General features: G+C 59.6%; 20 protein-coding genes. 10 read left to right on the forward strand and 10 right to left on the reverse strand.

Features of this window, described 5'->3' with window-relative positions; translation table 11 throughout:
* Positions 1 to 101: 101 nt before the first annotated feature.
* The 4 genes from Q6A48_RS20200 to Q6A48_RS20215 all read right to left on the reverse strand — a co-directional run bounded on the left by Q6A48_RS20200 (position 102) and on the right by Q6A48_RS20215 (position 3031).
* The gene (locus Q6A48_RS20200) at positions 102 to 272 is read right to left on the reverse strand and encodes an AAA family ATPase (protein ID WP_304556006.1); all 171 of its coding nucleotides are present in this window, start codon (positions 270 to 272) and stop codon (positions 102 to 104) included.
* Positions 269 to 982 carry an ABC-three component system middle component 1 gene (locus Q6A48_RS20205; RefSeq protein ID WP_304556007.1) on the reverse strand — a complete coding sequence of 238 codons (714 nt, stop codon included), beginning with the start codon at positions 980 to 982 and terminating at the stop codon, positions 269 to 271. Before Q6A48_RS20205 ends, Q6A48_RS20200 begins: the two co-directional genes overlap by 4 nt.
* Entirely contained in the window at positions 982 to 2415 is a 1434-nt protein-coding gene (locus tag Q6A48_RS20210; RefSeq protein WP_304556008.1) for an ABC-three component system protein, read from the reverse strand. Before Q6A48_RS20210 ends, Q6A48_RS20205 begins: the two co-directional genes overlap by 1 nt.
* A gap of 352 nt (positions 2416 to 2767) precedes the next feature.
* Positions 2768 to 3031: a hypothetical protein gene (locus tag Q6A48_RS20215; protein ID WP_304556059.1), complete on the reverse strand. Its 264-nt coding sequence runs from the start codon at positions 3029 to 3031 to the stop codon at positions 2768 to 2770.
* A 274-nt stretch (positions 3032 to 3305) separates the two neighbouring features.
* Between Q6A48_RS20215 and Q6A48_RS20220 the strand changes: the two genes are divergently transcribed.
* Positions 3306 to 3569, forward strand: coding sequence for a hypothetical protein (locus tag Q6A48_RS20220; RefSeq protein ID WP_304556009.1), 264 nt, complete (start codon positions 3306 to 3308; stop codon positions 3567 to 3569).
* 5 nt (positions 3570 to 3574) lie between these two features.
* Positions 3575 to 4099 (forward strand): helix-turn-helix transcriptional regulator, encoded by a 525-nt coding sequence (locus tag Q6A48_RS20225; RefSeq protein ID WP_304556010.1) that lies wholly within the window; start codon positions 3575 to 3577, stop codon positions 4097 to 4099.
* A 20-nt stretch (positions 4100 to 4119) separates the two neighbouring features.
* Here Q6A48_RS20225 and treR read toward each other — a convergent pair whose 3' ends face one another.
* Positions 4120 to 4824, reverse strand: a complete 705-nt coding sequence (treR, locus tag Q6A48_RS20230; RefSeq protein ID WP_304556011.1) for a trehalose operon repressor — start codon at positions 4822 to 4824, stop codon at positions 4120 to 4122.
* A 244-nt stretch (positions 4825 to 5068) separates the two neighbouring features.
* On the opposite strand from treR, the gene treP reads away from it, so the two are divergent.
* From treP to tadA, 8 genes are all read left to right on the forward strand, one after another.
* Positions 5069 to 6511, forward strand: a complete 1443-nt coding sequence (gene treP, locus Q6A48_RS20235; protein ID WP_304556012.1) for a PTS system trehalose-specific EIIBC component — start codon at positions 5069 to 5071, stop codon at positions 6509 to 6511.
* 58 nt (positions 6512 to 6569) lie between these two features.
* Positions 6570 to 8222 carry an alpha,alpha-phosphotrehalase gene (gene treC / locus Q6A48_RS20240; protein ID WP_304556013.1) on the forward strand — a complete coding sequence of 551 codons (1653 nt, stop codon included), beginning with the start codon at positions 6570 to 6572 and terminating at the stop codon, positions 8220 to 8222.
* A gap of 141 nt (positions 8223 to 8363) precedes the next feature.
* Positions 8364 to 9587 carry a maltoporin gene (locus Q6A48_RS20245; RefSeq protein WP_304556014.1) on the forward strand — a complete coding sequence of 408 codons (1224 nt, stop codon included), beginning with the start codon at positions 8364 to 8366 and terminating at the stop codon, positions 9585 to 9587.
* A 75-nt stretch (positions 9588 to 9662) separates the two neighbouring features.
* Positions 9663 to 12197, forward strand: coding sequence for a phosphoenolpyruvate--protein phosphotransferase (gene ptsP / locus Q6A48_RS20250; protein ID WP_304556015.1), 2535 nt, complete (start codon positions 9663 to 9665; stop codon positions 12195 to 12197).
* Between the two features lie 2 nt (positions 12198 to 12199).
* On the forward strand, positions 12200 to 12487 hold the full coding sequence (locus tag Q6A48_RS20255) for a PTS sugar transporter subunit IIB (protein WP_304556016.1): 288 nt from the start codon (positions 12200 to 12202) through the stop codon (positions 12485 to 12487).
* Between the two features lie 89 nt (positions 12488 to 12576).
* Positions 12577 to 12984 (forward strand): DUF6632 domain-containing protein, encoded by a 408-nt coding sequence (locus Q6A48_RS20260; RefSeq protein WP_304556017.1) that lies wholly within the window; start codon positions 12577 to 12579, stop codon positions 12982 to 12984.
* Between the two features lie 408 nt (positions 12985 to 13392).
* On the forward strand, positions 13393 to 14769 hold the full coding sequence (locus Q6A48_RS20265) for a multicopper oxidase family protein (RefSeq protein ID WP_304556018.1): 1377 nt from the start codon (positions 13393 to 13395) through the stop codon (positions 14767 to 14769).
* Positions 14769 to 15260, forward strand: coding sequence for a tRNA adenosine(34) deaminase TadA (gene tadA / locus Q6A48_RS20270; RefSeq protein ID WP_304556019.1), 492 nt, complete (start codon positions 14769 to 14771; stop codon positions 15258 to 15260). The genes Q6A48_RS20265 and tadA overlap by 1 nt, the downstream gene beginning before the upstream one ends.
* A 227-nt stretch (positions 15261 to 15487) precedes the next feature.
* Here tadA and cmoB read toward each other — a convergent pair whose 3' ends face one another.
* From cmoB to lon, 5 genes are all read right to left on the reverse strand, one after another.
* The gene (cmoB, locus tag Q6A48_RS20275; protein WP_304556020.1) at positions 15488 to 16444 is read right to left on the reverse strand and encodes a tRNA 5-methoxyuridine(34)/uridine 5-oxyacetic acid(34) synthase CmoB; all 957 of its coding nucleotides are present in this window, start codon (positions 16442 to 16444) and stop codon (positions 15488 to 15490) included.
* A complete protein-coding gene (cmoA, locus tag Q6A48_RS20280; protein WP_304556021.1) occupies positions 16441 to 17184 on the reverse strand; it encodes a carboxy-S-adenosyl-L-methionine synthase CmoA in 744 nt (247 codons plus the stop codon). The genes cmoB and cmoA overlap by 4 nt, the downstream gene beginning before the upstream one ends.
* 208 nt (positions 17185 to 17392) lie before the next feature.
* Positions 17393 to 18028 carry a lysoplasmalogenase gene (locus tag Q6A48_RS20285; RefSeq protein ID WP_304556022.1) on the reverse strand — a complete coding sequence of 212 codons (636 nt, stop codon included), beginning with the start codon at positions 18026 to 18028 and terminating at the stop codon, positions 17393 to 17395.
* Positions 18029 to 18030: 2 nt separating this feature from the next.
* Positions 18031 to 18423 (reverse strand): protease inhibitor I42 family protein, encoded by a 393-nt coding sequence (locus Q6A48_RS20290; protein WP_304556023.1) that lies wholly within the window; start codon positions 18421 to 18423, stop codon positions 18031 to 18033.
* A 205-nt stretch (positions 18424 to 18628) separates the two neighbouring features.
* The gene (gene lon, locus Q6A48_RS20295; RefSeq protein WP_304556024.1) at positions 18629 to 21043 is read right to left on the reverse strand and encodes an endopeptidase La; all 2415 of its coding nucleotides are present in this window, start codon (positions 21041 to 21043) and stop codon (positions 18629 to 18631) included.
* Positions 21044 to 21109 lie beyond the last annotated feature (66 nt).

Raw genomic sequence — 21109 nt, forward strand, 5'->3', positions numbered from 1 at the left:
GGAACGCCTGCCGCTGGCGTGCTCAGTGGAAGACTACGAAGCGCTGCTACCGTGGAATTGCACGCCTCGAATATATAGCTGAGTGCTCTGCCCATCATTGGTTAGGTGGGGTTCATGGAGCGCTTACATTCGATTGCATCGAAGACAGAGGTCTTTCCATATCCATTTGGTCCGTCGAGCAGTACGAGAGTATTATCTTCAAAGTTAATGGTGTATGGCTCATCGCCAAATACCTTGAAGTTCTTAAGGGTTATTTTGTTGAGGTTAATCATACCAATTTCTCCCACACTTCTTCGACTCGTTGATGAATGTTTTCATCGGTCCAGTCCGAATCGTATGCCATCAACTGACTGTAGATTGAGGATTGGTATAAGGATAGAGATTTGTCTATCTCGTCATTCAGGTTAGTGAGTTGCTGTTCTTGAGGCGTGTAGGTAATAAATGGAAGCTTGAGTGCGGTTTTTAATATAAGTGAGTAATAGTCTTTTTTGTTGGTGTGATCGTTTTTGAATGTTAGAAATTTCCTTCCGGAATTTGAGTTTATTATCTCGCTTATGATGGCGTTGGTTATTTTTTCTATTCCAGTTTCGATGATGTAGGATTCTAAGCTCTCTAGCTCGTTTAATGTGTAGGTGATGACGTTTTTCTTGAAATTGTAATGGTCTTCTTCCAGCGCAAGTATTGTTTGTCTACTGATTTTTTCTTCTTCGTGACAAATAAGTAAGGTGCAGTTTTTTTCGAAAGGGCGGTCTACTTTTCCTGAGTTGCTGATTTCTTCAAACAATATCTGCGCCTTTTCAAGTAGTAACTCTTGCGCTGCGGTATCAGATTGCTTCTGAAGTTGAATGGTTACGAAGTATTCTTCTCTCTTGTTTCCTTCGGGTAAGCAGAAGACATAAAAAATTTCATTAGAAGACGACGGTTCTATGTTTAGGCGCTCGTAGCCATTGCTGGAAAGGATTTTGTTGATGAGTGTGATCATTATTTCAGTGCATCCTTTGCATTAGCGATGGGGACAAGCGTTATAAGTTTTAATACTTCGTCTCTTTTAGAGCGAGGATCTGAGTCCTCTGCTTTCGGAGCTTCTGTATGCACTGCCAATGTGGGGGAGAATGGGTAGAGTTCTAATCCGTCGTAAATTAAGTTTTGAACTTCATAAAGTATCTCGCTCATACTTGGATTAGTTATGATTTTTCTCTCAATTTGGGTCGGTCGCGCAATTCTTGTAATGGTTGTTGGCAGATAATGCTGATGCGGTAGCGTGGTTGTGCGATAGGTGAATTTATACTTTGGTGCGTTATGAGTGGCGCGCTCAAAGTTGATTGTGTGTAAAATTTTTATTAGTACATGACGGATGCCCTCAGGATTTGCGGAGAAAGCATTATCCGTATTGTTATCATGCTGGAGATAAATTTGAGGGGAGAAGCTACGATAGTGTTTCCAGAGATCGATCGCGCTCAGACCTAGAAAAAGTTTTTTTGCTTCTTTTAGGTTGCAATATTCATCTTGATTTGAGTCGTTGTAGTCCTCTGGGTCGCCCATGTATTCGTCGATTAAATGGGCAAAGCCTTCTTTGAATTTACAGGCTAAATATTCTTCACCAACATCTTCATGGTCTATTTCAAGAGCTTGAACTATTTCTTCAAAGGTTATAGGTGTTTTAGTGTTTGATTGTTTGGTCTTGTGTCGATGAATGATATGTCGGTCTATCATTCCAAGAAAACAGTGAAAGGTTTTATCTAGATGCTCAGGCGTAATGACGCCATTTCTGCTGGCTAGTGAATTAGATATCTCAAACTTTATTTTGGTGTTGATATCATCTAGGCTGCAGAATTTATTGCCGTCATCATACTGATAAGAGTCAAGTCTAGCGAGAGCATTATTTTGGCCGCTCAAGATAGATGCTAGAGTTTCATATAATTGATCTGCAGTACTTCCTTTGAAAGCGGCTCTCAGTATGGCTGCTGGCTTAGAAATCTTACTTTCATCAGAAGCGGCTTTTTCGAGTGTGGTGCTTCCGTCTTTGGGATTTTTAGTTTGATATTGAGTTGTTAAGTTTCTTAGATCGTCCTGTATGGATGCTCTTAAGTCTTGGAAGGATGGCTTGGCATTTATCGGTTTCCAAGTGTGAATTTTTCCGGAGACGCCCGGTTGTTTATATAATTCTAAAGCTATCCCGAGTAGGGCGTCGGAATACTCACTGTAAGTACTGGAATTATATGCCTTTACTTGATGAAACGAGATTGGGTCTCCGCCGCGCTTGATCTCGAAGTCTTCAGTAGACTCGAGTATTAAACTGTAACTCGACAGATCTGCACCCACGGGCTCTGCGTTTATAAGCTTTAGGGCGTAGTAGAGAGCGACCTTACCTTGGTAATTGAAGCCACTCCAAGACGGCGACGCATCGAAAGCCATTAGAGAACTCCTGCACTGCATCCGTGAAAAAATATGCGTACGGAAAGGACGACAGCGAGGTCATGGCGTTTCCTTACGCGCGTGCCATATTAGGCAAAATCTCATGTCATAATGCCACTTTTCGGTTGGTTCAGTGGACATCTGTCGCTTCGCGAAACCAAATTCTCTGGCGGGGCATTGTGAGAGGCTGAACGATATGGATTTCGATTGCATCGTGCTCACGGCTAAGCCGGTTGTGTAATCACGATGAGGCGATGGCAGAGCTTTTTAAGGCTGATCCATTTTATGCCCTTGAATTGCCTGTCGAAGTCTGCGCTGACGGTGCCGCTGATGAGCTTGCGGTACTGATGCGTCAGCTTTCTATCGGCTTTGCCTCGACGGTCATGCCTTCTGGCAGCACAAGCACGCCAGGGTGACTTTGAGGTTTCATGGTATTTTTCATGGATTTAAGTATCTTTTTGTCTTTTTGGGGGGGTGAGGGGCTATTGATAATAGAGTGGGAATAAGTCAGGTTTAAAATATCTGACCGCTGACGGCCGCTATTGGCCCCGGTTCCCCTTTGAACAAAAGCCCTGTGGATAACTTCCACGGGGCTTTTTTCATTTTTGCTGATCAATTCCAGGCGTCCGATCGCAATGACATGCCGTGACGGTTTGGAAGGGCTGTGCCGTCATCTTTCGCAACGGTTGCCCGCCCCTAGCATGCACCGCGAAGCGCTTATCATCGACTGGCATGACCCATGAGGATTTCATCGGCATGGTTCACGAGGACCCGTCGTATGCCAACCAATTTTCCTCGTTTGAGACGCCGCTCAAGAACCGCGCTTGAAAAGGAAGATTTTGATTGTCATTTGACAACCATGCGACTCATGCGAATACTGGAGATCACGGATGATTCGTCCAACGCACCCAAAGAAAGAAATCGAAGAAGTACTCAGGCATGCCGAAGGGCAGGGGTGGCGCGTTGAAGTTGGCGGCGGTCACGCCTGGGGACGGGTTTATTGCCCGTACAACGATAGGGAGTGCCGTTGTGGCGAGTTCTGTATCACCTCGATATGGAGCACGCCGAAGAACGCTGGCAACCATGCGCGAGCATTGCGACGTGTCGTGGACAATTGCACTGCGCATCGCGATCGGCGCGAAGCTGAGGAATAGAACAAATGGAATACATTTTTACCTTGAAGTATCAGCTTGCTGACGACGCCTGTGCCATGGACGAACTGGTCGAGCGGCTGGGAGAAGCGGGCTGCGACGATGCCCTGATCGGCATCGGGCAACCGGGGCGGCTGGCGCTTGAGTTCACTCGCGATGCGTCTGATGCGGTCAAGGCAGTGCTTAGCGCGCTGGCCGACGTCCATCGCGCGGTGCCGTCGGCCAAATTGATAGAGGTTGCGCCTGATTTGGTCGGGCTGACCGACGTAGCCGAGATCGTAGGTGTGTCTCGGCAGAACATGCGCAAGCTGATGTTGACTCACCCAGGCAGCTTCCCGACGCCAGTGCACGAAGGGAGTACATCTATCTGGCATCTGGCAGACGTGCTGACCTGGCTGCAGGCCAAGGGCAGCTATTCGCTTGCCGAGAATGTATTGGATGTGGCCCAGGTGGCGTTGCGGGTCAACGTTGCGAAAGAAGGCCGGCGTTTACCTGGCTTGGCTTCCAAAGAGTTGGCAGCTTTGGTTGGGTGACGCTGAAACATCAAACAGCTTCAACGCCGCGCCACATCCGAAAAATAAAACTTATCCAGGGTATGCCGCGACTCGGTGTACTCGAACTGCCGGCCGTCCTGGAGAAAGGTCTGGTTGCTGACCACGATGACGTGGCTCTGGCCTTCGAGGTCCAGATGTTGCTGGTCATCCTTGCCGCAGCGGACCGCTTCGATGGTGCGCTGGGCGTAGGCGATCTGCAGTTGCAGGGTCTGTTCGATGAAGGCGTAGATCGACTGCATGGCGATGTCGCGGGTCAGGCCTGGGATCACGTCGCTGACGAAGTGGTTGATGTCCAGGATCACGCGCTTGCCGTCGATTCGCCGGACCCGCTTGATGCGGGTGATCGCGCTCCCGGCGGGCGCCTTGATGTGTTCGAGCAAGGCGCCTTCCAGCGATAACTGGCTGAATTCGACCACTTCGGTGCTGACATCGTCGCCCAGGCGTGGGTAGGTCTCCTGGAAGCTGACGATGCCGCCGAGCTGGAATTCGATCGGCTGGGTCGACAGCACGAAGGTGCCTTTGCCATGGATCTTCTGGGCGAAGCCACGCTCCTGGAGTTGTTCGATGGCCTTGCGCACCGTGCCACGACTGGCCTGGTAGCTGTCCATCAGTTCGGTTTCGGAGGGCAGGCGGGCGCCTCGCTCCAGGCGCTCGGTGGTAATGCTGGTCAGCAGATCGTTGTAGATCTGGTTGTATTTACTCATGGAAAGGGCTCTGTACCGCGCGGTTCACCGGGGCGGAACCTTACGGGCCAAGTGGGGGATTTGTCCATTCGGCTGTCGTTATTTGACGACAGGAGCGTGGGACGTTTCCTGATTTTCGAGGGTTCATCATAAACAAAAACATCACTCGTCTGTACGAGTTGTTGATTTAACTCGTACAGACGAGTACTTTCTCTTCCACGTGCTGTCGACTCTCAATAACAAGAATGACGCGGAAGAAAAAAGCATGAGCCACGATTACCCCAAAATCGCCAGTGAGCTGCTGCACAGCTTGGGTGGCGTCGACAATATCGAGCAGGCGGCCCATTGCGTGACGCGCCTGCGCCTGTCCCTCAAGGACGCGGCTCAGGTGGACAGCGCCACGCTGAACCAGATCGACCTGGTCAAGGGCTCGTTTTTCACCGGTGGTTTGTTCCAGGTGGTCATTGGCCCGGGTGAGGTGGAAAAAGTCTACGCCGCCCTGCGCGAACTGACGGGCCTGGCCGCCGCGACCATTGCCGACGTCAAGCGCCAGGGGGCGCAGAAGGGCAACGGCATGCAGCGCCTGGTGCGGGTACTGTCCGATGTGTTCATGCCCATCCTGCCCGCCCTGGTGATCGCCGGCCTGTTGATGGGCGTCAACAACCTGCTGGGCGCCAAGGGCATGTTCATTGCCGGGCAGACGTTGCTCGATGCCTATCCGAACCTGGATGGCGTCTGGAGCCTGATCAACCTCATGGCCAATACTTCCTTCGTCTTTCTCCCGGCCCTGGTGGGCTGGTCGGCAGCCAAGCGTTTCGGGGGCAGTGAGATCCTCGGCATCGTCCTCGGCCTGATGCTCGTCCACCCGGACCTGCTCAACGCCTGGAACTATGGCAAGGCCGTGGCGGGGTTGGAAGGTCAGAGCCTGCCGTACTTCGATATCTTCGGCTGGTTCCGGATCGAGAAAGTCGGCTACCAGGGACAGATCCTGCCGATTCTGCTGGCGGCCTATGTCATGAGCGTGATCGAGCGGTGGTTGCGGGCCAGGGTGCCCAACGCCATCCAACTGCTGGTGATCCCCATCACCACCATCGTGATCACCGGTGTACTGGCCCTCGCCATCATCGGGCCGGTCACCCGGCACCTGGGGATCCTGATCACCGAAGGCATGGTGGCGCTGTTCGACCTGGCGCCGGTGATTGGCGGGGCAATTTTCGGCCTGCTCTATGCGCCGTTGGTGGTGACCGGCATGCACCACATGTTCCTGGCGGTGGATCTGCAACTGATCTCGACCCAGGGTGGCACCTTCATCTGGCCGATGATCGTCATGTCCAACCTGGCCCAGGGCAGCGCGGCACTGGCGGTGTTCTACATGACGCGCAATGCGCGGGACAAGAGCATGGCGTCCACCTCGGCGATATCCGCTTACTTCGGTATTACCGAACCGGCGATGTTCGGGGTCAACCTGCGCTACAAGTTCCCCTTCTACTGCGCCCTGGCCGGTTCGGCCCTGGGCTGTATTTTCCTGTCGCTGAACAAGATCAAGGCCTCGGCGATTGGCGTCGGGGGCCTGCCGGGTTTCATTTCGATCGTGCCTGACTACATACCGATGTTCGTGGTCGGCATGGTCATCGCCATGAGCGTGCCCTTTGCCCTGACCTGCGCGTTGAGCATGAAGATCGTCCGGCCGGGGTATCGGGTGGCCTGACACCGGCTTGCACGATGAAGCCGACAAGACCGTACCAGACAGATTGAAGGAATTGCACATGCAAGACTGGCAACGCTCGGTGATCTATCAGATCTACCCCAAGAGTTTCTACAGCCATGGCGGCCAGGCCACCGGTGATTTGCTGGGGGTGGTGGACAAGCTCGACTACCTGCACTGGCTGGGCGTGGACTATCTGTGGCTGACACCGTTCCTGCGTTCGCCGCAACGGGACAATGGCTACGACATCAGCGACTACTACGCCATCGACCCGAGCTACGGCACCATGGCCGATTGCGAACTGTTGATCGCCGAGGCGCACAAGCGCGGCATCAAGCTGATGCTCGACATCGTGGTCAATCACACCTCCATCGAGCATCCCTGGTTCCAGGCCGCCCGTAGCAGCCTCGACAACCCGTACCGTGATTTCTATATCTGGCGGGACGAGCCGAACAGCTGGGAGTCCAAGTTCGGCGGCTCGGCCTGGGAATACGAGGCGCAGACCGGCCAGTATTACCTGCACCTGTTCGACCATACCCAGGCCGACCTGAATTGGGACAACCCCCGGGTGCGTGCCGAGGTGTTCAAGATGATGCGTTTCTGGCGGGACAAAGGGGTGGGGGGCTTTCGTCTCGATGTGATCAACCTGATTTCCAAGCCGGCTGACTTCCCGGATGACCATACCGATGGCCGGCGTTTCTACACGGATGGTCCCAACGTACATCGCTACCTGCAGGAAATGCATCGGGAAGTCTTCGAGGGGTTCGACCTGATCAACGTCGGCGAGATGTCGTCCACCAGCCTTGAACACTGTCTTCGCTACTCTTGCCCGGCCTCGCGGGAACTGTCGATGACCTTCAATTTTCATCACCTGAAGGTGGATTACCCGAACCTGCAAAAGTGGGTAAGGGCTGACTTCGATTTTCTCGAACTCAAACGCATCCTGTCCGACTGGCAGGTCGGCATGCAGGCCGGTGGTGGTTGGAATGCGTTGTTCTGGTGTAACCACGACCAGCCACGGGTGGTGTCGCGGTTCGGTGATGACGGCGAATACCGCGTGCTGTCGGCGAAGATGCTCGCCACGGCGCTGCACTTCCTCCAGGGCACGCCGTTCGTGTACCAGGGTGAAGAATTGGGCATGACCAATCCGGGCTTCAATCACATCGAGCAATACCGCGATGTCGAGACCCTGAACATCTATCGCCTCAAGCGCAACGCCGGAGTGTCCGAAACCGACGCCATGGCGCCGATCATGCAGAAATCCCGGGACAACGGGCGCACGCCGATGCAGTGGAATGCCGGGCCGAATGCCGGTTTCAGCCGGGCCGAACCCTGGATTGGCGTGCCTGCCAACGCCGCTTTCATCAATGTCGAGCAGCAACAGGAAGACTCGACTTCGGTGCTGCATTACTACCGCCAACTGATTGCCCTGCGCCGCAGCGAAACCTTGATCCAGGACGGCGTCTACCACCTGCTACTGCCCGAACATCCACATGTGTGGGCGTACCTGCGCGAAGGGCAGGGGGAGCGCCTGCTGGTAGTCAGCCATTTTTATGGGCACCACTGCGAGGTAGAACTGCCCGAAGGAATCCTTACCCAGGACACCCGACAACGCTGGGTGATCGGCAACTACGAGGCTGACGAGCACCGACATCGACACCGACGGCTGCGCTTGCGGCCCTACGAGTCGTTCGTGTTGCACCTGAGCGACTGAATAAAAAAATTCCCCTGACCCAGGCAATGCCTGACAGCGAACACGTTGCGCCAGACGCGTCGTGGGCCCTTTGTCGTCAGTCAAACGCCAACCAAGGGAAGTCATGGAGCAAAAAAACAATAAGAAACAATGGAGAGGCGTATGAGAACAATAATAAACCGCGGTCTTGCCGCGTCCTGTATCTGCCTGGCGCTGCCGTTTCCGGTTCAAGCACTTGAGTTTTCCGGCTATCTGCGCAGCGGTGTCGGCAGCGCGACCAATGGCCGTTCCCAATCCTGTTTCCAGCTGCCAGGGGCGCAGTCCAAATATCGGTTGGGCAACGAATGCGAGCAGTACGGGGAGCTGGAGTTGCGCCAGGATCTGTTCACCCTCGACGATGGCTCGGTATTGAGCGTGGACGGCATGGCGTCGCTGTACAACCGCTATGACCGCACGCCGACCTTCCAAGGGGAAAACGGCGCGGCGCGTATGCCGCAGATGTATGCCCAATGGTCGAACATGCCCAGCCTGAACGGCGGGTCGCTGTGGGCCGGTCGGCGTTACTACAAGCGGAACGACATCCATATCTCGGATTTCTACTACTGGAACCAGAGCGCCACCGGCGGTGGGATCGAGGACGTGCTGATCGGTGGCTTGAAATACAGCTACGCCTTTTCGCGCAAGGACAACCTGTACCAGAAAGACCCGGTCAACCGGCATGACTTCAACGTCGCCGGCTTCAGGACCAACCCTGGCGGCGAGCTGGAATTCGGCCTGAGCTTCATCGACCGGGCGAACCGTCGCGATGCCCATCGCGGCTGGGCCTTGACCGCCCAGCATGTGCAGCAGGACGTCTTCGGCGGCAAGAATAAACTGGCTTTGCAGTATGGCGAGGGCCCTGGCACCGGCCTGGGTTATACCGGCGATACCGGACTGGACGACAGTAGCAAGAGCTATCGTCTGGTGGAGTTTTTCGATTGGCAGGTTACGCCGCGTTTCGGCGGACAGGTTCAGGCGGTGTACCAGAAGGACATCCGCCCCGACGGAGCCGACCAGGACTGGCTGTCCCTGGGGGTTCGCCCGGCGTATGCCATCACCGATCAATTCAAGCTGGTGGCCGAGCTAGGCCATGACCAGGTGCAGGCCAGCGATGGAACCCGCAAGCTGAGCAAATTCACCTTTGCCCCCACCTGGTCGCCCAAGGGCCCGGAGTTCTGGGCGCGTCCGGAAATACGCCTGTATTACACCTATGCCAGTTGGAACGAGGCGGCCAAGCGTGCAGCCAATGAACTGGCGGCCGGCTCGGCCCTCTCCGACACCGGTGCGTTTGGCGGTGCGCGACATGGCTCCAACATCGGCCTGCAGGTCGAATACTGGTGGAAATGACCCGTGTAGCGCGGGTCGCTGATCGCTGCGAGCCCGCGCTGCGAAAAAGAACAGACAGCAACAGGTGAAGTCATCATGAACACAACGCAACCTTTGCAATTGCTCGCACCGCTGTCCGGGGTCCTGATGCCTCTGGACCGTGTGCCGGATCCGGTCTTCTCCAGCCGGGTGGTGGGGGATGGCCTGTGCATCGATCCGACCTCACAGACTCTTTGCGCGCCATTGTCCGGGGTCATCGACACGCTTCAGGACAGTGCCCATGCGGTGAGTATCACCGCTGACAATGGCGTCCAGGTGTTGCTGCACATTGGTCTGGACACGGTCAATCTGGCGGGCAAGGGATTCACCTCGAGGGTCACGGTGGGGCAACGGGTCGAGGCCGGACAGGCGCTGATCGATTTCGATGCCGACTACATTGCCTTGCATGCGCGCAGTCTGTTGACGCTGATGCTGGTGGTCAGCGGCGAACCCTTCAGCCTGCTTGCGGAGGAGGCCAGTTGCATCGAGAGTGGCGCGCCGTTGTTGCAGGTGCGCTCAGGTGAGCAAGGGGCGGTCGACGAGGCGCGGCAAGGCTCGGTGCTGTTTTCCAAGCCGCTGATCGTGCCCAATGAAAGTGGCCTGCATGCCCGTCCTGCCGCTGTGCTCGCCCAGGCGGCCAAGGGGTTCGAGGCCACTGTCCAACTGCATAAGCAGCAGGCCAGTGCCAACGCCAAGTCCGTGGTGGCGATCATGGCGTTGCAGACGGCCAAGGGCGACAGCGTGCAGATCAGCGCCGCCGGCCCCCAGGCCGGGCAGGCCATCGAGGCGCTGGAACAGTTGCTGTTGTCAGGCTGCGGCGAAGGCGTGCAGGCGCCGTTGACGCTGACGCCAGTCATGTCCGTCGAACCGTCGATGCCCGATCGACTGCGCGGTGTATGCGCATCGCCCGGCTCGGCGTTTGGCGAAGTGGTCCAGATTGCCTCGCAGGCGTGGGACATCGACGAGTCGGGTGTCGGCATCGAGGCTGAGCAGGCGGTCCTGGATCAAGGGCTGGAGCAGGCGATGCAAGCCTTGAAGGCATTGCAGGACGAGGCGGCGGGCAGTGTCCAGGCGCAGATTTTTCGTGCCCATCAAGAGTTGTTGGAAGATCCCACCCTGCTGGAGCAGGCCCAAGCCTTGATCGCCGAGGGCAAGAGCGCGGCATTTGCCTGGAAAGCCGCCACCGAGGCGAGCGCTGCGCTGTTCCAGCAGTTGGGCAGCGCTTTGCTGGCCGAGCGCGCAACGGATCTGGCCGATGTCGGGCAACGGGTGCTCAAGCTGATCCTTGGGGTGCAGGACAATGCCTGGCACCTGCCCGAGCAGGCGATCCTGGTGGCCGAGCAACTGACACCGTCCCAGACCGCCAGCCTCGACACCTCACGCATCGGCGGTTTCGTCACTGTGGGCGGCGGCGCCACCAGCCATGTCGCGATCCTGGCCCGTGCGCTGGGCCTGCCCTCGTTGTGTGGCGTGGCGCAATCGGTGTTGGCCCTGGCTAACGGTACCCGAGTGTTGCTGGACGCCGACGGTGGTGAACTGCATGTAAATCCGTCGCCGGCCCTGATCGAGCAACGCCAGGCCGCGGGTGACCGGCAGCGCCAGCGACATCAGCATGACCTCGAACAGGCGGCCCAGGCGGCGCGTACTCTGGATGGCCATCGCGTCGAAGTCAGTGCCAATGTCGGGTCGCTGCGGGACGTGGAACAGTCCATGACGTTGGGAGGCGAAGGGGTCGGCTTGTTGCGCTCCGAACTGCTCTACCTGGAGCGCGTGCAGCCACCTGGCCACGATGAGCAAGCGGCCCTGTACAGCGCCGTCGCCCGGGTCCTGGGGCCTGAGCGCAACCTGGTGGTTCGCACCCTGGATGTGGGCGGGGACAAGCCGCTGGCCTACGTGCCGATGGCTCATGAGGCCAATCCGTTCCTGGGCATGCGCGGCATTCGCCTGTGCCTGGAGCGACCCCAGCTGCTGCGCGAACAGTTCCGGGCCATTCTTGCCTGTGCGGGGCTGGCGCGGCTGCACATCATGTTGCCCATGGTCACGCAACTGGCGGAGCTACGCCTGGCGCGGCAGATGCTGGACGAAGAGGTCCGCCACCTGGGACTCAAGCAGGCGCCGAAGCTGGGCATCATGATCGAGGTGCCGGCGGCGGCGCTGATGGCCGACCTGTTCGCCCCTGAAGTGGATTTCTTCTCCATCGGCACCAACGATTTGACCCAATACACCCTGGCCATGGACCGGGATCACCCGCGCCTGGCCAGCCAGGCCGACAGCCTGCATCCCTCGGTGTTGCGCCTGATCGCCCGTACGGCCGAGGCCGCTCGCACCCACGGCAAATGGGTCGGAGTGTGTGGCGCGTTGGCCTCGGACCCCCTGGCGGTGCCGGTGTTGCTGGGCTTGGGCGTCGATGAGTTATCGGTCAGCGTGCCGCTGATTCCGACGATCAAGGCCTGCGTGCGGGAATGGAACCTGGACGAGTGCCACACTCTGGCTCAGCGGGCCTTGGCCCAGGAAAGCGCCGAGCAGGTGCGTGACCTCCTGCGTACTCACTCATCCACGGGCAGCCCGGCCCCCATGGCCATGGAGCACTGAACATGTTCGACAAATTGCAAAAGGCATTCTGGAAAGCCTTGACCCCGGACCTGGTACCGGAAGAACCCAAGCGGCCGACAGCGGTGGAAGGATTGGCGCCGGCCCTCATCGTCGCGTTGGGCGGTGCGGAAAACCTCAAGTCCCATCAGGCTGTGGCGTTGACGCGACTGCGGGTGGAACTGCGGGATACGGCGCGGATTGACCGGATGGGGTTGAGTGCCGCCGGCGTGGCAGGGGTGATGACGCTGGATAACGGCGTGGTGCATCTGATCACTGGCTTGCAAGGCTGACTGTTCGCCGCAGGCAATCGGTGTGCGCCCAGGCGTGTCCTATACTCCTGGCACCATCACGGCGACGGCCACGTCGCAAGGAGCCGGCCATGAACAACACCCAACGACTCGCCGCCTTGCGCATGGTTTTGATCGTGGTCGGCCTGATCGCCGTCTTCGCGATCTGGCCGCTGATGAACCTGTGGCCGTCCGGGTGGGCGTGGCACAGCGGCCATTCCCACTATCCGTTGATGATTGTCGGCATCTACGCCACCCTCGGTGTGTTCCTGCTGATGGCCTCGCGCGATCCGATGAAACACCTGAGCCTGATCTGGTTCACGGTGTGGTCCAGCCTCGTGCACGGCGCGATCATGGCGGTGCAATCCTTCGGGGTCGAGATGGACGGAATGGACCATTACGGCCACTTGCTCGGCGACGTGCCTGCGTTATTCGTCGTCGCGGCAGCGCTGGCGTTCTTGACGCCGCGGGGTGAGAAGGCGCGGTCGTTGGCCGGGTGATCCTCGCGTTCCGGAGTGCTTGAAAAGTCCTGTAGATAATCTCCCCAGGGCTTTTCATTTTGCCGAGCTGACGGTTTCCTCTGCTTGTGATGGCTTCTGCCGGTGACTGCCGCCGGTACCGTCACCTTTGGCTACGATTCCGGATCATGCGCGAGCATTACGACGCGTCGTCGACAATTGCACTACTCGTCGCGAAAGAAGGTCGGCGGTCGCCGGGTTTGGTTTTCGAAGAACTGGACACTCTGGTGGGATGACCACCCAGGTTGGAAGGGCGCCCATTGGGCGCCCTTGGCGCATCCAACCAGCCAGCGCGACAATCCTTCACTTAATCTTTCCCAATTGCGGGTGTATCGTATTCGCCTTTTGCGGACCCGCCGGTCCGCGCAGATTCAATAGGTGGTTGCGTTCATGTCCTTTACCCGTCGCCAAATCCTCGGTGGCCTGGCCGGTCTTGTTGTTGTAGGCGTTGGCGCGGGAGGCGCATCGCGGTATTGGCTGGGCAAGCGGGCGGATGCCGAGGCTGGCCACGACTACGAATTGATCGCCGCGCCCCTGGACGTGGAGTTGGTGGCCGGGCACAAGACCCCGGCCTGGGCATTCGGGCCTTCGGCGCCGGGCACAGAGCTGCGGGTGCGCCAGGGCGAGTGGTTGCGGGTGCGGTTCATCAATCACCTGCCGGTGGCCACCACGATCCATTGGCACGGGATCCGCCTGCCGCTGGAGATGGACGGCGTGCCTTACGTCTCGCAATTGCCGGTGCTGCCGGGCGAGTACTTCGACTACAAGTTCCGCGTGCCGGACGCTGGCAGCTATTGGTACCACCCTCACGTCAACAGCAGCGAGGAGCTAGGCCGTGGCCTCGTGGGGCCGTTGATCGTCGAGGAGCGTGAACCCACCGGTTTCAAATACGAACAGACCCTGAGCCTCAAGAGCTGGCACGTGGATGAACAGGGCGCGTTCGTCGAATTCAGTGTTCCCCGCGAAGCGGCCCGTGGCGGTACCGCCGGGCGGTTGGCGACCATCAATGGCGTGCCGCAGGCGGTGATTGACCTGCCGGCCGGGCAGATCACCCGGGTGCGCCTGCTCAACCTGGACAACACGCTGACGTACCGCATCAATATTCCCGGCGTTGAAGCGCAGATCTATGCGCTGGACGGCAACCCCATCGAACCGCGCCCGTTGGGCAAGGAATACTGGCTGGGCCCGGGCATGCGCATTTGCCTGGCGATCAAGGCGCCGCCGGCCGGGGAAGAACTGTCGTTGCGCAACGGCCCGGTGCGCCTGGGTACCTTGCGTTCGGTGGCCAATAACGATGCCCCCACCCAGTGGCCGCCCGCGCTGCCCGCCAATCCGGTGGCCGAGCCGGACCTGGCCAATGCCGAGAAACTCAACTTCAATTTCGAATGGGTCGGTTCGGTGTCGGTCAACGTGGACAACGGCAAGCCGCCGAGCCTGTGGCAGATCAATGGCAAGGCCTGGGACATCACCGACAAGACCTGCGCCGACCGGCCGATTGCCACGCTGAAGAAAGGCCAGAGCTACATTTTCGAATTGAAGAACATGACCCAGTACCAGCATCCGATCCATTTGCACGGCATGAGCTTCAAGGTGATTGCGTCCAACCGGCACAAGGTGGTGCCGTATTTCACCGATACCTATTTGCTGGGCAAGAACGAGCGGGCGCAGGTGGCACTGGTGGCGGATAACCCGGGGGTGTGGATGTTCCATTGCCACGTGATCGACCACATGGAAACCGGTCTGATGGCCGCGATCGAGGTGGCGTGATGCGCCAGGTTCGCCCCGCCAGAATCATCGACCGCAGCCGTGACCAGGACTTCATGCGCGAAGCCCTGGCCCTTGCCGCCCAAGGCGCGGCCCTGGGCGAAGTGCCGGTGGGGGCGGTGCTGGTGCAGGATGGCGAGATCATCGGGCGCGGCTTCAATTGCCCGATCAGCGGCCACGACCCCAGCGCCCACGCGGAAATGGTCGCCATCCGCGCCGCCGCCCAGGCCGTGAGCAACTATCGCCTGCCGGGCAGCACCCTCTACGTCACGCTGGAGCCATGCAGCATGTGCGCCGGCCTCATCGTCCACTCACGCATCGCCCGGGTCGTCTACGGCGCCCTGGAACCCAAGGCCGGCATTGTCCAGAGCCAGGGGCAGTTCTTCAGCCAGGGCTTCTTGAATCATCGGGTGTTGTTCGAGGGTGGGGTGTTGGCGGAGGAGTGCAGCGTGGTGTTGAGCGAGTTTTTCAAGGCCCGCAGAGCCAAAGACTGAACACGACCCCGTGGGAGCGAACATCCGTGGGAGCAAGGCTTGCCCGCGATGAACGATAACGCGGCCTTGCTATAGATCGCGGTGCCCGTCATCGCGGGCAAGCCTTGCTCCCACAGATTCACTCCCACAGGTTCACTCCCACAGGTTCACTCCCACAGGTTCACTCCCACAGGTTCACTCCCACAGAGGCCCTCTCACAGAGGCCCTCTCACAGGGGGCTCGGCGATTTATTTACGCGCCACAATCACCGCCCGCATCGGCGCCGGCAGCCCTTCGATGGTCTTGCCGTGGTCGGCGGGGTCGAGGAAGTCGCTCAGCGACTGGTACTTCATCCATTCGGTGCTGCGCTGTTCCTGCACCGTCGTCAGGCTGACGTCGACGCAGCGCACGTCGCTGAACCCGGCGCGGCGCAGCCAGCGTTCCAGGGCCGGCACCGAGGGCAGGAACCACACGTTGCGCATCTGCGCGTAGCGATCCTCGGGCACCAGCACCTGATGTTCATCGCCCTCGATCACCAGGGTCTCCAGCACCAGCTCACCGCCCTTGACCAGGCAGTCCTTGAGCGCGAGCAAGTGTTCGATCGGCGAGCGGCGATGGTAGAACACCCCCATGGAGAACACCGTGTCGAAACCTTCGAGATCCGGCGGCAGGTCTTCGAACGGGAACGGCAAGTGCCAGGCGTTGGGCTGCGACAGGTAGCGCTGCACCGCCTGGAACTGGCAGAAGAACAGCCAGTTGGGGTCGACGCCGATCACGGTGTCGGCCCCGGCCCCGAGCATCCGCCACATGTAGTAGCCATTGCCGCAGCCCACATCGAGGATACGCTTGCCCTTGAGGTCCAGGTGCGGCGCCACCCGCGACCATTTCCAGTCCGAGCGCCATTCGGTGTCCACGTGCACGCCAAACAGGTCGAACGGCCCTTTGCGCCAGGGCGACAGGCCCATCAGCGCGGTGCGCATTTGCACCCGGGTTTCGTCGGAACAATCGGTGTCGAGCGTCAGGCCGTTCAGCAGGTCGACGGTGGTGGGCTGCAAAACCGGCAGCGCATCGAGGGCGCTCTGCCAGCGCTCCAGGTCGCCGTGGCCCTTTTCCATCTTGCGGTCGAGCTGCGCCTGCAACGTGGCGGCCCAATCGGCCAGGGGCGTGCCGGCCAGATGGCGGGCGAGGGGGGACAGATCAATCATGGCAGGGCAATCAACGAGGCAAAGTTAAGGCATTGGAACCAGGGCACGACTTTCGAGAACCCGGCCGCCAGCAGGCGCTCGCGGTGTTCTTCAAGGCTGTCAGGTTTCATGACGTTTTCGATGGCGCTGCGTTTCTGGGCGATTTCCAGTTCGCTGTAGCCGTTGGCGCGCTTGAATGCCACGTGCAGGTCGGTGAGCAACGCGTGCTCCTGGGCGTCGTTGAAACGCAGCTTTTCCGACAGGATCAGCGCGCCGCCAGGCAGCAGCGATTGGCGGATGCGGCCCAGCAACGCGGTGCGCTGCTCGGGGGCGATGAATTGCAGGGTGAAATTCAATGCCACCACCGAGGCGGGCTGGAACGCCAGGGCGAGGATATCGCCTTCGACCACCTCGACCGGGAGCAATTCCTGGAACATCGAATCCTGGCCGTTCAGGTATTCGCGGCAGCGCTCGACCATGGCCGCCGAGTTATCCACAGCGATGACCCGGCAACCGTCGGTGCGCACGTGGCGGCGCAGCGCCTGGGTCACCGCGCCCAGGGACGAGCCCAGGTCGTAGAGCACGCTGCCTGGCTGGGCGAATTGCGCGGCGAGCACGCCCAGGTTCTCGACGATGGTCGGGTAGCCCGGCACCGACCGCTTGATCATGTCCGGAAACACCCGCACCACGTCTTCGTTGAAGGCGAAGTCAGGCACCTGGGCCAAGGGTTGGGCGAATAGGCGATCGGGCTCTTTGCTCACGATGGTTCCAGCGGCAGGGTGGTGAAAAGGCCGGCATTTTAACCAAAAAAGCTGTGGGAGCGAGTTTTGTGGGAGCAAGGCTTGCTCGCGATAAAGGCACCGCGGTCTATAGCAAGACCGCATTATCGTTCATCGCGGGCAAGCCTTGCTCCCACAGAGCCTTCCCACAGAGCCTTGCCCACAGCGCTCTCGCCCACATTAATCTTTTTCAGTATGGCTTTCGGCTGAACGCCGAGGCGGTGATGCCCCATTGGCCCAGCCAATAGCTGAGGATGATCAGGTAGGGCGCGGCGTGGAAGGGCGCGACGAAGCGGTTGATGCCGATCATGCTGTCGGACACCACGAAGGCCAGCGCGCCGGCGGCGGCCAGCCAGGCCGAGCGCCGGGGGACCTGGGTGCCCAGTCGCGCCAGCGCGCGCCAGAGCATGGCGCTGATGACCAGGCCATAAACCACTACCGGGATCAGCAACGGCCCGAGGCCACTGGACACCAGGACGCCCAACAGCAGCGCGCCGATGCCCAGCGCCAGCGCGAGCGGTAGCAGCGCCGGCCGGCGGCTGTCACCGAGGTAGGCTTTCAGGTAGGCCAGGTGCGCCAACAGGAACGCGCCCAGGCCGAACACGAACAGGTCCCCGGGCCAGGCCAGCAGCACATCGCCCACCAGCGAAAAAATCAGCCCGAGGCTGATCCAGCGCCGGTATTCGCCGGGCGGCGCATCGTGCAACCAGCCCAGCAGGGCCAGCACCGGCATGGGCTTGACCAACAGGCACAACAGCGTGGCGTGCATGGCCAGGCCATAGAGATAGGTGGCCGCGCCCATCAGCGCCAGGATCAGCCAACCCACGGTCAGTTCACCGCAATGGCGCAGTCGAAGGTTTCCACGGGCGGCACTTCCGGTGCCCAGGGTTGTTGATAGGTCAGGCGCAGGCGGCCGGTGCCGGCGGCGAATGCCTGGAAGCGCCAGGTGGACACACCGGCAGCGCCGACGATGCCGGCGTCTTCCGGATTGCGGTAGACCTCGGGGCCAAGGCTTTTCAGCACGCCGCCCGCCGAATCCTGGATCGCCCAGCGATACCCGGTGGTGGGGTTGCTGGGCAGGCTCAGGATCAGGTTTTGTCCGTTATTGAGCCTTACCGGGCACTGGCTGAGTTTTTCCACGGTCACGTTGTTGCTGGTTTGCGTGGCGCAGGCGCTCAGCAGGGCGAGGCTGAGGGGGACGAGCAGGCGAGTGGGGGTCATAGGGGCTCCAGCATTCACGACGAACGGCGAGCATAACCGAAGATGATACTGGGTGTGTCAGCTGGGAATGGTTGGGAGCTGATGGCGCCATCGCGGGCAAGCCTTGCTCCCACAATCTTTGTCGCACACCCAATCTGTGAACAACATTGACCCTGTGGGAGCAAGGCTTGCCCGCGATGGGGCCTGCACAGGCGCTACCGTTCTATCAGAACAACACCTTCGCCACATCCGTGAACCGCTTGGCGAAATGCACCGTCATGCCGTCCTTTAGGTAGTCCGGCAGTTCTTCGAAGTTGCCCCGGTTGGCTTCCGGCAGGATCAGTTCGTTGATCTTCTGCCGGCGCGCCGCGATCACTTTCTCACGGACCCCGCCAATCGGCAGCACGTGCCCGGTCAGGGTCAGTTCGCCGGTCATCGCCACGCCTTTCTTCGGTGGCTGGTTGCGGGCCAGGGAGAGCAGGGCGCTGGCCATGGTGACGCCGGCGCTCGGGCCGTCCTTGGGCGTGGCGCCTTCCGGCACGTGCAAGTGCACGAAGGCTTCGTCGAAGAACTTCGGGTCACCACCGAATTGCTTGAGGTGGGAGCTGACGTAGCTGTGGGCAATTTCCGCCGACTCTTTCATCACCTCGCCCAGTTGCCCGGTCAGCTTGAAGCCTCGATTGAGGGTATGGATGCGCGTCGCTTCGATCGGCAGGGTCGCGCCGCCCATGCTGGTCCAGGCCAGGCCGGTGATCACGCCGACGCCGGACAACACCTGTTCATTGCGGAACACCGGTTTGCCCAGGGACGCCTCTAGGTCTTTCGGCCCGAGCTTGATCACCGCCTTCGGCTCGTCGATCAACTTGATCACCGCCTTGCGCACCAGCTTGCCCAGTTGTTTTTCCAACTGGCGCACCCCGGCTTCACGGGCGTAACCGTCGATCAGGGCCTTGAGGGCGCTGTCGCTGATGCTCAGGCTGCCCTTGGACACCCCGGCCTTGGCCAGTTGCTTGGGCCACAGGTGCCGCTTGGCGATGGCGACTTTCTCTTCGGTGATGTAGCCCGACAGGCGAATGACTTCCATCCGGTCCAGCAGCGGGCCGGGGATCGAATCCAGGGTGTTGGCGGTGCAGACGAACAGCACTTTGGACAGGTCCAGGCGCATGTCCAGGTAATGATCGAGAAACTCGACGTTCTGTTCCGGGTCGAGGGTTTCCAGCAAGGCCGAAGCCGGGTCGCCCTGGTAGCTCTGGCCCATCTTGTCGATTTCGTCGAGCATGATCACCGGGTTCATCACTTCGACATCTTTAAGCGCCTGCACCAGCTTGCCCGGCTGGGCGCCGATGTAGGTGCGCCGATGCCCCTTGATCTCGGCTTCGTCGCGCATACCGCCGACGCTGAAGCGGTAGAACGGCCGCCCCAGGGATTCGGCAATGGACTTGCCGACGCTGGTCTTGCCCACGCCGGGCGGGCCCACCAACAGGACAATGGAACCGCTGATCTCGCCCTTGTAGGCGCCAACGGCGAGGAACTCCAGGATCCGGTCCTTGATGTCGTCCAGCCCGGCGTGGTGCTGGTCGAGCACCTTGCGCGCATGCTTGAGGTCGAGCTTGTCCTGGCCGTATACGCCCCAGGGCACCGAGGTCGCCCAGTCCAGGTAGTTGCGGGTGACAGCATATTCCGGCGAACCGGTCTCCAGGATGGAGAGTTTGTTCATTTCCTCCTCGATGCGCTTCTGCGCCTGGATCGACAGCGTCTTGCCTTCCAGGCGTTGCTCGAACTGTTCGAGGTCGGCGCTGCGGTCGTCCTTGGTCAGGCCCAGCTCCTGCTGGATCACCTTGAGCTGTTCCTTGAGGAAGAATTGGCGCTGATGTTCGCCGATCTTGTTGTTGACCTCGGCGGAAATCTCTTTCTGCAGGCGCGCCACCTCGACTTCCTTGCGCAGCATCGGCAGGACTTTCTCCATGCGCTTGAGCATGGGCACGCAGTCAAGCACTTCCTGCAACTCACTGCCGGTGGCGGAAGTCAGGGCTGCGGCGAAATCGGTCAGGGGCGACGGGTCGTTGGGGCTGAAGCGGTTGAGGTAGTTCTTCAGCTCTTCGCTGTACAACGGGTTGAGCGGCAGCAGTTCCTTGATGGCATTGATCAGCGCCATGCCGTAGGCCTTGACCTCGTCAGTCGGCTCGCTGGGCTGGTGCGGGTATTCGACTTCCACCAGGTACGGTGGGCGATGGTGCTTGAGCCAGGTGCGGATGCGCACCCGGGTCAGGCCCTGGGCAACGAACTGCAATTTGCCGCCTTCACGACTGGCGTGGTGGACCTTGACCAGGGTGCCGTACAGCGGCAGCGCCGACGTATCGAAATGGCGCGGGTCTTCCTGGGGCGTGTCCATGAAGAACAGCGCCAGGGAATGGTGTTCGGACTTGGCCACCAGTTCCAGGGTTTCGGCCCACGGTTCTTCATTGACGATGACCGGCAGCACCTGGGCCGGGAAGAAGGGGCGATTGTGGATGGGGATGATGTAGACCTTGTCCGGCAGGTTCTGGCCGGGCAGGGCCAGGCCGGTGCCGGAGGCGGAATGTTCGATGTGTTCGGAGTCTGCGTAATCGTTCGCGGTTTCAGTAGAGTGCTGGTCGCTCATGGGGCACCTGCGCAATGGAGTATGGGTCTTAGATGGGGCAGGTGGGGGCTGGTTTCAATGGCGGGC

The organism is Pseudomonas citrullilanati (assembly GCF_030580855.1).
GTDB lineage: Bacteria > Pseudomonadota > Gammaproteobacteria > Pseudomonadales > Pseudomonadaceae > Aquipseudomonas > Aquipseudomonas citrulli.

Excerpts from the sequence above, each read along its gene's own strand:
- Q6A48_RS20260 (WP_304556017.1), top strand. The coding sequence starts at position 12,577 with ATGAACAACACCCAACGACTCGCCGCCTTGCGCATGGTTTTGATCGTG.
- Q6A48_RS20290 (WP_304556023.1), bottom strand. The coding sequence starts at position 18,423 with ATGACCCCCACTCGCCTGCTCGTCCCCCTCAGCCTCGCCCTGCTGAGC.
- treC (WP_304556013.1), top strand. The coding sequence starts at position 6,570 with ATGCAAGACTGGCAACGCTCGGTGATCTATCAGATCTACCCCAAGAGT.
- Q6A48_RS20210 (WP_304556008.1), bottom strand. The coding sequence starts at position 2,415 with ATGGCTTTCGATGCGTCGCCGTCTTGGAGTGGCTTCAATTACCAAGGT.
- treP (WP_304556012.1), top strand. The coding sequence starts at position 5,069 with ATGAGCCACGATTACCCCAAAATCGCCAGTGAGCTGCTGCACAGCTTG.
- tadA (WP_304556019.1), top strand. The coding sequence starts at position 14,769 with ATGCGCCAGGTTCGCCCCGCCAGAATCATCGACCGCAGCCGTGACCAG.
- cmoB (WP_304556020.1), bottom strand. The coding sequence starts at position 16,444 with ATGATTGATCTGTCCCCCCTCGCCCGCCATCTGGCCGGCACGCCCCTG.
- Q6A48_RS20205 (WP_304556007.1), bottom strand. The coding sequence starts at position 982 with ATGATCACACTCATCAACAAAATCCTTTCCAGCAATGGCTACGAGCGC.
- Q6A48_RS20225 (WP_304556010.1), top strand. The coding sequence starts at position 3,575 with ATGGAATACATTTTTACCTTGAAGTATCAGCTTGCTGACGACGCCTGT.
- Q6A48_RS20265 (WP_304556018.1), top strand. The coding sequence starts at position 13,393 with ATGTCCTTTACCCGTCGCCAAATCCTCGGTGGCCTGGCCGGTCTTGTT.
- lon (WP_304556024.1), bottom strand. The coding sequence starts at position 21,043 with ATGAGCGACCAGCACTCTACTGAAACCGCGAACGATTACGCAGACTCC.
- ptsP (WP_304556015.1), top strand. The coding sequence starts at position 9,663 with ATGAACACAACGCAACCTTTGCAATTGCTCGCACCGCTGTCCGGGGTC.
- Q6A48_RS20220 (WP_304556009.1), top strand. The coding sequence starts at position 3,306 with ATGATTCGTCCAACGCACCCAAAGAAAGAAATCGAAGAAGTACTCAGG.
- Q6A48_RS20255 (WP_304556016.1), top strand. The coding sequence starts at position 12,200 with ATGTTCGACAAATTGCAAAAGGCATTCTGGAAAGCCTTGACCCCGGAC.
- Q6A48_RS20245 (WP_304556014.1), top strand. The coding sequence starts at position 8,364 with ATGAGAACAATAATAAACCGCGGTCTTGCCGCGTCCTGTATCTGCCTG.
- treR (WP_304556011.1), bottom strand. The coding sequence starts at position 4,824 with ATGAGTAAATACAACCAGATCTACAACGATCTGCTGACCAGCATTACC.
- Q6A48_RS20200 (WP_304556006.1), bottom strand. The coding sequence starts at position 272 with ATGATTAACCTCAACAAAATAACCCTTAAGAACTTCAAGGTATTTGGC.